12 protein-coding genes and 1 pseudogene are annotated in these 13,363 nt (G+C 42.2%); 7 read left to right on the top strand and 6 right to left on the bottom strand.

Annotated elements, in window-relative coordinates:
- Positions 1-90 precede the first annotated feature (90 nt).
- A pseudogene (locus tag ACYTXL_RS12545) lies at positions 91-1,269 on the top strand (group II intron reverse transcriptase); the annotation flags it as partial.
- Between the two features lie 120 nt (positions 1,270-1,389).
- On the opposite strand, the gene ACYTXL_RS12540 reads toward ACYTXL_RS12545, so the two are convergent.
- The 3 genes from ACYTXL_RS12540 to ACYTXL_RS12530 all read right to left on the bottom strand — a co-directional run bounded on the left by ACYTXL_RS12540 (position 1,390) and on the right by ACYTXL_RS12530 (position 4,748).
- Positions 1,390-2,745, bottom strand: a complete 1,356-nt coding sequence (locus ACYTXL_RS12540) for a hypothetical protein (protein WP_461925027.1) — start codon at positions 2,743-2,745, stop codon at positions 1,390-1,392.
- Between the two features lie 141 nt (positions 2,746-2,886).
- The gene (locus ACYTXL_RS12535; protein WP_461925026.1) at positions 2,887-4,392 is read right to left on the bottom strand and encodes a relaxase/mobilization nuclease domain-containing protein; all 1,506 of its coding nucleotides are present in this window, start codon (positions 4,390-4,392) and stop codon (positions 2,887-2,889) included.
- On the bottom strand, positions 4,389-4,748 hold the full coding sequence (locus ACYTXL_RS12530) for a plasmid mobilization protein (RefSeq protein WP_461925025.1): 360 nt from the start codon (positions 4,746-4,748) through the stop codon (positions 4,389-4,391). Before ACYTXL_RS12530 ends, ACYTXL_RS12535 begins: the two co-directional genes overlap by 4 nt.
- A gap of 750 nt (positions 4,749-5,498) precedes the next feature.
- Between ACYTXL_RS12530 and ACYTXL_RS12525 the strand changes: the two genes are divergently transcribed.
- From ACYTXL_RS12525 to ACYTXL_RS12505, 5 genes are all read left to right on the top strand, one after another.
- On the top strand, positions 5,499-6,647 hold the full coding sequence (locus tag ACYTXL_RS12525) for a ParM/StbA family protein (protein WP_461925024.1): 1,149 nt from the start codon (positions 5,499-5,501) through the stop codon (positions 6,645-6,647).
- A 2-nt stretch (positions 6,648-6,649) separates the two neighbouring features.
- Positions 6,650-7,216, top strand: a complete 567-nt coding sequence (locus tag ACYTXL_RS12520) for a hypothetical protein (protein WP_461925023.1) — start codon at positions 6,650-6,652, stop codon at positions 7,214-7,216.
- Between the two features lie 45 nt (positions 7,217-7,261).
- Positions 7,262-8,032 carry a P-loop NTPase family protein gene (locus ACYTXL_RS12515; protein ID WP_461925022.1) on the top strand — a complete coding sequence of 257 codons (771 nt, stop codon included), beginning with the start codon at positions 7,262-7,264 and terminating at the stop codon, positions 8,030-8,032.
- A gap of 19 nt (positions 8,033-8,051) precedes the next feature.
- A complete protein-coding gene (locus ACYTXL_RS12510; protein WP_461925021.1) occupies positions 8,052-8,837 on the top strand; it encodes a DUF6753 family protein in 786 nt (261 codons plus the stop codon).
- A gap of 152 nt (positions 8,838-8,989) precedes the next feature.
- Positions 8,990-9,529 (top strand): hypothetical protein, encoded by a 540-nt coding sequence (locus tag ACYTXL_RS12505; RefSeq protein ID WP_461925020.1) that lies wholly within the window; start codon positions 8,990-8,992, stop codon positions 9,527-9,529.
- Positions 9,530-9,607: 78 nt separating this feature from the next.
- Here the strand turns inward: ACYTXL_RS12505 and ACYTXL_RS12500 are convergent, their stop codons facing one another.
- The 3 genes from ACYTXL_RS12500 to ACYTXL_RS12490 all read right to left on the bottom strand — a co-directional run bounded on the left by ACYTXL_RS12500 (position 9,608) and on the right by ACYTXL_RS12490 (position 11,371).
- Positions 9,608-9,931, bottom strand: coding sequence for a hypothetical protein (locus tag ACYTXL_RS12500; RefSeq protein ID WP_461925019.1), 324 nt, complete (start codon positions 9,929-9,931; stop codon positions 9,608-9,610).
- 185 nt (positions 9,932-10,116) lie between these two features.
- A complete protein-coding gene (locus ACYTXL_RS12495; RefSeq protein WP_334769251.1) occupies positions 10,117-10,548 on the bottom strand; it encodes a hypothetical protein in 432 nt (143 codons plus the stop codon).
- A gap of 172 nt (positions 10,549-10,720) precedes the next feature.
- The gene (locus ACYTXL_RS12490) at positions 10,721-11,371 is read right to left on the bottom strand and encodes a primosomal protein (protein WP_461925018.1); all 651 of its coding nucleotides are present in this window, start codon (positions 11,369-11,371) and stop codon (positions 10,721-10,723) included.
- A gap of 280 nt (positions 11,372-11,651) precedes the next feature.
- Here ACYTXL_RS12490 and ACYTXL_RS12485 point away from each other — a divergent pair, with 280 nt between their 5' ends.
- Positions 11,652-13,337 (top strand): ATP-binding protein, encoded by a 1,686-nt coding sequence (locus ACYTXL_RS12485; protein ID WP_461925017.1) that lies wholly within the window; start codon positions 11,652-11,654, stop codon positions 13,335-13,337.
- Positions 13,338-13,363: the final 26 nt, after the last annotated feature.

Below are 13,363 nucleotides of genomic sequence, written 5' to 3'. Positions count from 1 at the left end.
CTGACTGACCACATAACGGGTGGATGGGATTGATGATGGTGACACGACTTCCCAAAAGTGACTTGAAGTTATGTGCAGTCTTACTGTACTGTTCCAACCATAGCGGATAGAGCTTGGCAATGCCTAGCCAAATATGCACTGGAGCCAGCACATGAAGCCACTTTCCACGCCAGGAGTTACGGGTTTAGAACTGGGCGTTCTGCTCACGATGCACAACAGTACATCTTCAATAACCTCTGCTCAAGAGCCAACGGAATAGAGAAACGAGTCATTGAACTCGATATTGAAAAGTGCTTCGACAGGATTAACCACTCAGCAATAATGGATGAACTCATCGCCCCAAAAGGCTTAAAACTCGGTATCTTCCGATGTCTCAAGGCTGGAGTTAACCCACAATTCCCTGAACAGGGAACCCCACAAGGGGGAGTAGTTAGTCCATTGCTAGCCAATATTGCACTCAATGGGATTGAGAGTATCCACCATATTAAGGATAAACACAGTAATCACTACGAACCATCAATCCGCTACGCGGATGACATGGTTATTATACTTCGTCCCCAAGATGATGCAGAAGAGATACTTGAGAGAATCGCCGAATTCCTCCGTAAACGCGGAATGAATGTAAGCCAAAAGAAGACCAAAGTAACCGCCGCGACAGATGGGTTTGATTTCCTCGGCTGGCACTTCAAAGTCCAGAAAAACGGAAAGTTCAAAAGTACTCCCTCAGTGGATAACTTTAAAGCATTCCGTAAGAAAGTAAAACACATCGTCAACAACTCGAATTATGGTGCTACTACAAAGGCTGAGAAATTAGCCCCGGTAGTTAGAGGATGGAGGAATTACCACCGCTACTGCAAGATGGATGGGTCAAGAAACTCGTTATACCACATCGAAACAAGAGCATATAGGGTATTCAACAAAGAAACCAAGCAAAACCGCTACTCTAGCAAGAAATTACTAGACAAGGCATTCCCAGCAGTTCCTTACTCCGAAAATAAACACGTCATGGTTCAAGGAGTAAAATCCCCCTATGACGGAAATATAGCCTACTGGAGTGAACGTAAAAGTAAGCTCTACGACGGCGAAACCTCTAAAGCCCTTAAGAAGCAAAACCATAAATGTGCTTCCTGCGGTCTGAAATTTATCGATGAAGAAAAGGTACATTTGCACCACATCGACGGAAATCACGCCAACTGGAAAAAGAATAATCTAGAAGCAATTCATGAGAGTTGCCACGATTACAAACACATGAGCAAAAGCGCAAGCTAAGAACATCGGAAGCTGGGTGCGGTGAAAGTCGCACGCCCAGATTTAACTGAGAGGTGCGGGAGATAATACTCCCCATCGACTCAACCCACGGTATATTATGGGTAAAGAATTGGGAGGGTATTACATCGATTTTGTCAACCTCACGTTAACTAATCTTTTTGGTTTTCTGAGGCGCTGTTTTTTTGATTTGCGGTGTGACTTCCACTTACGAATGCTCATAGCGATAGAGCCAAAATCCCGACTGGCAAAGGCTGTTGTTTTATTCGCACTGTGCCAAATTGTATCTGCCTCAGTTGGCTCAAGTGGAGGTGTACAGCGATCGCAATATTGGTCAAATAGTTGGCGTGGTTCGGGATGATAAACGATTGGGTGTCTGGTAAGTAAATTAGATGTACCTAGTAGATTACGAGCTAATTTGTAGCCAGAATTGTTTCTGTTTCCCTCAGATTCACCATAAGTTAGTAAAGTGCGATCGCTCAAAGTTAAACAGATAGATAAAGGAACAGACACTCCGCTAGCGCGTAGTTGTTTAAGAGATGAGCGATTATAAGAGGTTGTAGCCTGTGTTACTGTCCCTCGTCGGCAATGCAAGGTTGAGCGAGGGACAGTCACAGAAGGTTGCAGTAACGCTGTTTGTGGGTCGATAACTTCTCCATTTTTCGCTCTTGTGAGAAGTTGTACCCACTTGCGCCAACGTTGCTCAGAAAGTTCGTAGGGAAATAAGGCTGTAGAATCAAATGCGGTTTCTAGTTCTTCCACATTGTACTGACAGTTTGACCAATGCTCTAGGGTAATGGGGATGGTTGCACTCAATATTCCATCCACCACTCGTCTGCGAAGCATACCTGGCAGTCTCATGGAACGAGCTAAGTTGCAAATGGCTGGATCTGCGTTTTGGATAATCGTCAGTTGGCGATTGAGGTACAGCCATTCAGCAGGATTCAAGGAATGGCTGCATTTAAAGTAAACGTGCAGGGATTTTCCACCTGTATAAACTACGGCGGCGGGTTCCAAGTTGATTTCGTCCTTTAGCCAGTCTACAGCTTGTCGCTGCTGACTCAATGCCAAATCATCAATTTCGTAGAATAAACATTGGCATTGACTAACGTGCTGATTGCTGATTCCCTTGTCTGGTTGGTTGGGGTAAAAGCTGACTGTAGCACCAAGAGATGACATTTTAAATGCCAATGCCCAACCATCAGCATAGCGTTTAGGTGTCAGCCGCCAGCAGGTGTTGCCCTGTTTGTCTCGACCTCCTTTCGTGCAGCAGTAGAGTTGAAATCCTTGCTGGGTGATTTTACCGCAGAGAATGTAGTGGGAGTAGACAAATTGACCATTGCGGCAGTAATTATTCCAGTTTTTAGGTATCATTTCTATGGGCAAGTCCCAAGAAATCCTGAGCCAAATTTTGGTTCCGGTGGTAAAGCCTATTTGTCTAAGAAATTTAATGGTTGTTTGTCTGGGATTGAAGATCATGGCAGTTACGCCTAGAGAATTTATCTCTCTCTAAGTGGCGTTAGCTGCGCTAGAACCAGCTTCTTCACATTTTACTTACATAAATTTTTGCCTGAAACCTTTAATTAGCTTGGCTCACTCAGGAAAAAATGATAACTGATATCAAAGTTCCCAATTTTGAAGCTCTGGTATTCGCCTTTGGTTGGGTTGCGAGTGATTGTTAGTTAGCATCCCATTCCAACCAGCTTCACCGGGAGAAACTTGTTTGGCTTGAGGTAGTTCAGCCAGTATCTCAGCTATCAAGTCCTCAACTTTCTCATTATCTTTAAAAGCGATGACTACTGTATCGATCGCTCGCAAAAATTCTAAAGGTATTTGCTCGCTATCGCCTACACTCCAATACAATGTAGGTTTGCGCTTTTCTTTGTCAACAGTTGATTCTAAGACAATGACAGAGAGAACTTCAATCGGGTCACTTAGTAGCACTGCTCTTTCTACTGTGGCATCTGTAGCAATCCAAAAACTACCATTTTTCCTCGCTTCAGAGTTCAGGGGAATAGCGGTGAAGTTACCTGTTGGTTCTAGCTGCTTGGCAAGAGTTGGAAGATCATCGAGCGTGCGTTCCACAAATATTGCTTGACCTGTTTGACTTGCATAGAGCCAACCCTTTTCATACAGTTCTGTGAGCAGAGAATTGGGTAAATTGTACTGCTGGCTTAACTTTAGGCGTATTTGCTCCCAGTTTGTTGGTTCTGGTATAGGCAAGGAGTTTGTTTGAGTAACTGCTGGCGTGGAATTTTCAACAGTTTGCTCCATAAGTTTCTGGATACGTTTGTCATCCTGTTTTGAAGGCACTGCTGGTGTAGGATTTTCAACAGCTTGTTCCATGAGTTTCTGGATGCGTTTGTCATCCCGCTTGGGACTGTAGTTTATACCTCGATGCTTTTGTAAACCACGAAAGGTATATGCTTTACCCAGATGCGTACCACTAAAAGCCACACTATCAAGTTGGTAACTAATCCCTTTGACAATGCCTGTGCGAGTATAACCAACACGGACATTAATACCTTGTTGTTGCACTCGCTCTATTAACTCTGGCATAGTGGGATGGTCGTAGGTTGCTTGGTCGAGCGATCGCTGAAGTCTCACTCTAACGCTTTCCTCTCCAGTTCTGGCAAGTTGCCTACGTTCCCCAGTAGTTGGACTGCGACTGTCCTTTTCCCAGCTTGGTTGCACCGATTGCAAATTATATTCCTGCTCCAACTTGCGAATTACCGCTTCACTTCTGCGATAGTCCCAACTATCAGAAACCGTAGTGCCATCTAAGCGAATGCGGCTGGCAACAATGTGGGCATGGTCATGTTCTCGATCTACATGACGCACTACCATATATTGATTCATGTCAAAACCCATTTCTTGGAGATATTTTTGGGCAATTTCATGCCATGTCTCATCATCCAAACTTTCTTTGTGAGGCAAGCTGAGGGAAGCATGATAAACAGCCCTGCTAACTTTTGGGTTTAGTTGCCTGGAGAACCTGAACTCAGCCGCCAGTTCTCGCGGGTTGCGTCCTTCCATGTTCCCACCAATTTGTTTAGCTCCTTCTTTGCCAAAGAGGTAGTTTAGTACTCCCCGAAAACTTCTGCCTTTGATCTGCTTGCCGATCACGTTTCATCTTGTAAATCGCTGATTAAATCGATTTCGGTAATCTCTCGTCGCACTTGCTTTACTATATCTCTAAGTTGTTTTAACAATGCTCTATCTACAACAACTGGTTCTCCCATTAGTACTGAAGTATTGATTGCTTTAGCTATTTGGTTGAGGTTATTGCCAATTTGCCCCAACTGCCAGTAAGTCTGACCTGCTACCTTAGTTACACGCCGGGGCAATTGGTTTTTCAGGGTCTTGGAACGAAACAGTTCTGCCATACTCAGATTGTTTTCATCTGCCATTTGCCTCACCTGTTCTTTTTCTCCAGGTGTAAGACAGATATGAAATCTAATTGAGCGCTCCATTTTGGGCATGGTTTAATTCATGTCGAATATACAATTTATCTCAAGCTTGATGTAAACAAACTCATAAGTCATTGACCTGATGGTTATTTTTATTTACATCCCTTGCACCAAGTTTGTGTATAGCAGCTATAAGAAAAACTGAAAACGATTGTCTCCGTTACTGTGCTGGAGTGCGATCGCTACCAAAGTAATTTTGATTGTTTTTGTATCATCTCCCTCCGTCACGGTGGTTGACCTACTGAGGTAGGGGAACCGTGAAAGGAGGGCAAGCCAGAGGAAACGCACCTAGGGATACGATTTTTCTCTGGTAAAATAATTACACATTGCGACATGGCTTGCTACTCACCAAAGGTTTTTTTAGCCTACTCGAATCAACTGTTAGATGAATATGTAATGGATCTCTGAGGGATTTGTATTGGATCTTTCATCGCATAATCTTTGTCAATAGTCAAGCATTGTTGCAAATAAAAATTATACTTACAATACGTATGTCAGACAAATGGATCTGTATTGGATCAACATTGTCACTGTAATGGATCTGCAACGGCTCGTTTGTGGATCTGGCATGGATCTGTGATGGCACACTTTTCTAAATTGAATTTTTTAGCAGAAAAGTAACGACTTAATTAATAGCAGCGAAAAAAAATAACCAACTGGATAAAATTTGCCTTCAACAAAATGGTCAGTAGAGTGATGTTCACAGCCAGTATTTGCATTTAAGTTAAAAGCAGCTTTTATGGATAATTACAACCACAGTCAATGTCAAATCTGATAGTCAGTTTTGACCCTGGTGCTTCCTTGACCAAGATTGTTTACGAACTAGCAACTGAAGGCAAACCACATTTGATGACAATGGAACCAGAAATGCTGAAGTTGCCTCAAAGTTCGATTGACGCTTATATGTCGAGTCGCAAGGGTCTTGAATCTCCTAAACCAGTAGATGAAGCCTGGGTGTCAAGTCCTGCGGATAGTGATACACAATGTACGGTAGTTGGATTCCTGGCACAGCAGTTTTCAGCATCTGCCAGACTCGATAAGCTCAAGTACGAAACCTCAATTCACAAAGCCTTGGCGGTTATTGGTGCGATCGCTCAACACAACAAATTGCCTAACAGGTTTTCACTATCACTTACCTCACTACTACCCTATGGTGAATATCAAAATCGCCAAGCATTTGAGCAACAGTTACAGTCTGCGCTCAAGGATTTTAGGTTTCGGGGTCAAAGGTTGCGAGTGAAATTGGAGCGATTCGAGTGCTTACCCGAAGGTGCGGGATTAGCAATGATTCGCCAACGCCAGAATGGTAAAGAATGGTTCAACGCCCAAACCATTGCAGTGCTAATGTTCGGGCATCGCAATACCAGCCTTCTATTATTTGAACGGGGCAAAATGACGGCGGGTTACACCAATGGACTGGGCTTTCACCAAATGGTAAAGCGAGTAATTGAGCGCACATCTGGGCAGGATGCCACTGCTTTGACCTCTGCCATCTATGCAGCTGGTTCAGACATCACAACTGATAACCAAGCAATTCGCACTCTAGTCAAAAGCAGAGAACCTAAAAATCTTGATTATGAATTGCAGATGATTGTTAATGCCATTGCTACTGCTAAAGCTGAGTATTGGTCTAGGCTTTACGATTGGCTAGAATCAACTTTACCTGCGGTGAACGAGGTGATTTTGAGTGGTGGCGCAGCATTGTACTTAGAGCAAGAGTTACAAGACTGCTTTCAAGAAATTTCAACTTATTGGGGTGCTGACTTACAGCAACAGGTACAAGAAGTATTCAAGGATAAAAGTAATGATTATTACCATACTTTCCGAGAGGAGGAAGCTTTGTCGTTTAGGTTGATTGATGCGTTTGGTTTGTTTATGCGGTTTAGAGCGCAAATGGAGAAGGTGGCATAACTATGACTAATAATAAATTACGTAAAAATCATGACACTAATAGACAGCGCAAAATTTTTAGATTTTCTTACCATCCTTACTCAAATACAGTAGACGGACAGTTAATCACATATTTGCAACAGGGAGATGAAGCACGTTCTAGCAAAGAGATGGTATTGCAGGCATTACGAATGTGCTGGTTACCTTTAGCATACAAAGCACAAGCAGATGCAGGTGTAGATATTAGTGATCAAGAACTGCGTCGGGTAGGGTTGATTTGTTGTCATGCCCTGGAACAGCATTTGGCTTATTTGCGGATGGAACTAGGATTACCACATCAATCAAGTGATGTTTTGCCTATGCCTATAAGCACTATGACCAATCCTCAAACGCTTGCTACTATGTTCGGTCTAGATGCAGGTAATTCCAGTCACAGTAATCCTGATGATAGTAGTAGCGAAAACAAAGGTAGTAGTAATAGCAATAACAATTGTAGCAGCAAGGCAAAACAAAAAATAGATTCTGATTCCTTCATTCCTGGTGAAGGATCTTTCTATGATGATACAGACAATATGTTTGAGGATATTTAAGTATTTATTAATGCACATTTAGTAAAATTACAAAGGAGATTTCAGATGGCAGCAATTCATTTCATTGATGGTGAAAAAGGTGGAGTTGGCAAGTCTTTGTTTGCACGCGTTATGGTGCAATACTGCATTGACAATCAACTATCTTATGAGTTGGTAGAAGCAGACCAAAGTAATCCAGATGTGGGCGCATTTTACCCAGACAATCATAAAACAGCAGTTTTTAGCGAATCAGAGCGTAAAGCTTACGATGCTGATGAAATTTTTAATTTAGCACTAACAACTTCTGTCATTGTCAATTTACCTGCTCAAGTATACCCAGCAGTAACTGATTGGATTGAGCGTAATCAAATCCTAGAAATTACTGGGAAAAATAAGGTCAAAATATACAAGTGGTTTGTTTGTAGTGGTGGATATGACAGCGTTCAATTATTTATGCAATCTCTCGAACGATTTGAAAACAAGATTAAACACATATTTGTACGCAATTATGGTTTATGTGATGACTGGAAACACGTAGATGGACGTAAGGATTTACAGGAATTAATCAAAGCTTATAAAGTAGCTGTCATCAATTTTCCCAAGTTCAGCTATCGAGAACGAGATATCCTTGATGCAAATCAGATAAATTTTTCTGCGGCTAGAGATTATGGAGAGTTAGGCGTATTGGGCAAGCAGCGATTACACAATTTTCTCAAAAGAACTTCTGAGGAAATTGAGAAAGCTAAAATCTGGAACCCTCCGGCAGCTTCAATTACTTCCCCCACAGAAAAAGTTGATGATGCTAATGTCAACAGCAAGGTTGCTACCAAGAAGTAATCTAAAAGCAAATACAGATATGAGTAATTCTCACACTGAAGAACTCGATTTAGACGATGAATTTTTGGATTCAGTAGCTGCTAGAGGCAAAGGACTGAGCCAAATTCCTTACCCAACTTTACTAGATTTAGCCATTCGAGGTAAAGATGATTCATTTAAAGCTAGGGTTTGGGAAATAGTAGTCCAAACCGGACTTGACCCTGATGATCCAGCATTTCTGATGATGATTGCTACTGGCAGGCTACAAGTACTGTTGGAAGACAATCCCAAAGAAATGGAAGCAATGTTTGACCTGTGGCAAACGCAGCTTTATGATCATCTCCAGACATATGAAAAGGCAGCAGTAAAAGGTCAACAAAAAGCGATCGCTCAGGCAGTGACGGGATTAATTAGGCGTACTGAATTTGAGCGTGCTATTCATTCAGTTCCCTCTTTAATTGCTGCGGGAATACTGCTATTAATTGCAGCTGGAGCGGGTGGGCTGGTAAGTGTAGGTGGAATGTCCTGGTATCAATCTAGTCATCTAGATCCTGCTGGGCCACGCCAACTCACACAATCGGAAGCCAATGCTTTGGAATGGGCAACCAGTAATGAAGGTAAGTTTGCTCACAACCTAATGCAATGGAATCAAGATTTGCTAAGTCGTGACCAAAACGGTCAACTTACTTGTGCTAAGGATGTCAAGCGTTTGGGGGTAACACTGGAAATTGGAGCAAGTAGCAGAAAAGCCTCGTCCGGGTTCTGCACGTTATGGACATCACCTAGCAATCAGCGCCAGTTTGTATCTAAACCGCGTCTACCTTGAAAACCATAGTTTTTTGGAATTAGAGTAAAGCTCAGAACTCAAGCCACAACCGAATAATACACTCTCCTTAAAAACTCTAGGTTTCAAAATGAACGGGGTTTAAGTTAAAAAATTAGTTGTCAATTTCTCAATCGTAGAAGAGGATTCAGCAGATGTTTACCTGCAAAGTTAACTGGCTTTGGCTGCTGGTAATAGGAGGTATAGTTACAGCTTGTACCCCTACTACTGTAAATGTCAGTGGCAAGGATGAGAGGAATACGACTCAAGCTCAAACTGTGCCTGATTATCCGCCGATGTATGATGTGGATGTTAAAGTTTGTGGCAACATCATTGCCCCGCTAAAAGATGGAAAACGTTGTGTCAATCAACAATTGCGTTTGTGGGGCCCAGTAGGAGAGGCAAAATTAGTTCGTGCTGGTATTTCTCTACCATCAGTTTCTAGCGTAGAACATAAATTAGCGATCGCCTCGAAAGGCTGTTATCCTGTTTATTCACAACCTTCCCAACAGCAGTTTTATTGGGCTAATTCCATTATTCAAGTCAACAGGGGAGAAACTGCACCCACAGTCGAAGTCAAGCCAACTCAACTTTCAAACCAGCAGATTTATGAGTTGATGACCAGTAAACTTTCCAGTCGGACAATTACAACATTTGGTGGGGTGGGGTGCGAAGCTGTATCTTCGGTAAAATAAAGCTTTTACGGTTGAGGGTGGGTGGGCAAAAAAGTTACCCCACATTTTAGTGGGGCTGCTGTGAGAGGCAGCAGGTAATTAAGAAGCTTCAGCCCATCTAGCTGTACGTTGTTGTTTATGAGCTTTGCGCCGCTCCCGTACTGCATCCAAATCTTTCAGTCCATACAGACGTTTGGCGTATGTTAGTAGTTCATTGATGGGAGTTTCGCTATAGTCCTGGCGAAACTGAATGTTATGTTCGTTCCAATCAAATTCTTGCTGATTAAAACGTGCTTGAGCAGCAAGTTCTCTACCTGATTCCTCACGTAAAACTTCCAGTACCATTAATCGTACTTTATCCTGATAACCTATTACTTTATCCAACGCTTTTGTTTGTTGCTGATTACGAGTCATTTGAGTCATTTGATTATCCTTTGATTAACGAATTGCTACATCTCACCTGGATAGCATCGACAGATGCCTTCTAAGTTAGAGTTCACTTTTGAATCTCTTGAATTCAGCAGCAATCGCTGCATTCAATTGTGTTTGTTGGATGCGGGTAGGCGGGAAATAGAAAGCCCTGAATTAGATAATTCAGGGCATTGTAATTAATCGTCAATTTCTATATCTTCGTCATCTTCATCTTGGTCAAAATCGTCATTTATCAAGTCATCAGAGTTGCTACTTAAACCATTGAGTCCGTCCATGCGTTTAGACCGAGCAGCTTTATGAGAAGCACGTCTATCTCGTATTTCATCAAGATTATTCAAGCCGTAAAGTTTGCGGGCATAATTCACCAGTTCTTTTAATGGTGTATTTACATAATCCTTACGGAATTGGGAATTGTGTTTGTCCCAATCAAACTCTTGTCCGTTAAATCTGGCTGCTGCTGCTAATTCTCTTCCTGATTCTTCCCGCAATACTTCAATTACCATCAGGTGTACTTTTTCCTGATAAGTCATTACTCGTTCTAAAGCAGGAATATGCCTTTCAATTTTACGTGATGCTTTAGCAGTTTTGCGAACGTTAGCATTAACCATGAGAATTACTCCTTGGTATTTAGTATTTTTCTCATAGGAACAGCATCGAAAGATGCAATTCGCTCCAATTTTAATTCTTTATTCGGCAAAAAAATAACCTGTATTGTTTGAGGCAATACATGGTTATTTTGGGTTATTATTCTGTCAATTACTGAGAATAAGTCGGAATTATTTACTCGTCCTCATCTTCTTCATCTAATTCGTCATCTTCATCTAAATCTTCGTCGAGTTCATCTTCGATATCCTCCTCATCTTCATCCAGGTCTTCGTCCAGTTCATCATCTAAATCGTCAAGTTCTTCCTCTTCTTGTTCTTGGAAAGAATTACGACGTTCCAGAGATGCGCGGTTGAATTCCACTAAATCTGCTATTGCTTGCTCTGGGTCAGTGCTGATAGTGTCGTACAGCATACTCATGAAAATTGCCACTACTTCTGGTGCATATTTGAGTGCATCTGGTTGTCCAAACAATTTAGTAAATAATTTGGTATTCCATTTTTGCCAATCAAACTTTTTGTTACCACCTTTCTTTTTGACTTGGGCTGCAATATCAAGTCCGAGTTTTTCACGTGCTGCATGACCGATTTTTGTGGAAACACGGGAATCGCGTAGTTGTAATTTAACGCCGTATTCCTTGAAGATTAGGTTCCGCAATTCCTTCAACAATGCTAATGCCTCTTCTTGCGGTGAAGCATTCGCTACCTTTGATTTAGTTGTAGCGGATGTGCCATTGGTTTTGGCAGATGTTTTAGCATTAGCTACGTTGCGATTGTTGTTATTGGTTCTAGCTTTAGCGATTCCTTCGGAGCGTTTTGCGTAAGCCATTTTACAGCTTCCTCTAATAAAGTGAATTTTTCACTTCCTTGCCGCAATCGCGGCTTTCACATCCATTTCATTTCAATTTAATTTTTTTGCGATTTCAAACCTGTCTTTGCTGCGACGATAAATTTATGCTTGAAAAAACGGCAATTTTTACTTTAAGTTTCTGGTAAATTTATGCTTTGCAATTAAGTAGCCAACCCGTGAGTGATAATTATCCATGTGGCTAAAGCATCAGTAATAAATTTGCTCTACAAGGGGAAAGTAAGTTGTTAAAGTAAGGTTTATGAAATTGATAACAGACTGGCCTGCTCTGGCTGACCAAAATACTGCAATTGTAGCTTTGGAGTATCATACGCCTGACAGAATGCAGACATTACAGCAGTTTTACCATTGGGGTGAGGAGCGGTCTTTGTCAGTCTTTGTCTGGAATCCTGGCTACTGTGGACTACAGCAATTAATTCAGCATCAAGGTCAGTACATCTTACAGTCAACTGACAGGGGTAAAAACGGGGACATTATTCAGTATCTTCTATTCGACTATCAACCAGGCATTTATTTACTGGAGGGAGTGCTAAATGAGGATGATGGTAGCAAAATAAGTCAAAAACGTAGCTATCAATTACTCAATGCCTGTCATCAAGCTCTCTGGAGTCAGCAACATCATTACTGGGTGTTATTGGAAACTTACGTTCAACTACCTCTAGAATTACAGCCTTTTATTCCTGTACTGTCAAATCCACTTCCAGATCAACAGCAGGTGCAAATGGTTGTGCAGCAGTTTTGTGATACCTGGGTTGGGCGTAGTCATCAGCACCTTCAGCAGTTTGCGGAGTGCGATCGCGAAGCGCTGCTGCGTTCGCGTAGCGTCTCGCAGAGAAGCGCAGATCGTCTACGGCACAGCGTAACCGATCGCAATTCTTGGTTAAAGACAACAGAAAAAACATCAGCACTGCAATTGCTCTTTCGTGCCTGTCAAGGTTTACCCATAGGCGAGATAAATATGCTACTACAGCAATGTCTAGGTTTTGCAGATCAACTTGAGGAAATCGCCCAATTAGTCCTAGAGCATAAAGTTAGCAAACTGCGGGGTCGGGGTTTAGAGTACATTGCTCAACCGGATGTACCTTCAGCCGGGGGATTAGATTTACTGGAGAAAAGGTTGGAAACTATTACCTGTCTACTTCAACCTAAAGCAAAGCAATATGGATTGAAGTTTCCCACTGGGATGCTCTTATGGGGGCCACCGGGTACTGGTAAAAGTCTTTCTGCCAAGTTAGCAGCTAAGAAAATGGGATTGCCCCTGTTAGCAGCTAATTGGGGTGTACTACTGGGTGATCCTCATCCCGACAGAGCATTAAAGGAGTTTATTGCTTTGGTGACTTCTCTTGCTCCCTGTGTACTTTATTGGGATGACTTTGATAAAGGCTTTGCTGGCTGGGACTCCAATGCAGATGGAGGTGTGGCACGGCGGCTATCTGCTGGTTTGTTGACTTGGATGCAAGAGCATCAAGAACCTGTTTATACCATTGCTACTGTTAATCGCTTGTCAATGCTACCTGCGGAATTAGTGCGTCGCTTTGATGATATCTTTTTTGTGGATTTACCCCATGAAGGGGCAAGATATGAAGTTTTCAATCTACATCTAGCCAAGTATTTTCCAGCTTTTCGAGACAATAACTCACCTTGGAGCGATGACCAATGGCGTAGACTGTTGGCTGAATATCGCATTTGTAGTCCGGCAGAAATTGGTAATGCAGTTCGTCGTTGTGCTGAGGAGGCTTTTTATCAAGGTAGGTCAGGGGAAATTGAGTTTGAGGATTTGCTGAAACAGCGACAAGAATTTACACCAGCTATGGAGCGAGAGTCAGAACAGATACAAGCAATTCGCAATCAGGCTATTTATGCTAAACCTGTGGCTAGTCTGGATGTTTCTCGATTTGCTTATCAGCACCGGGAGTTATTTGGGTGATCAATTTAGTGACAAATAAATGGGGG

Source organism: Nostoc sp., assembly GCF_054880495.1.
The sequence above is the reverse complement of the archived record's forward strand: the minus strand, read 5'-3'. Positions and strand labels throughout refer to the sequence as shown.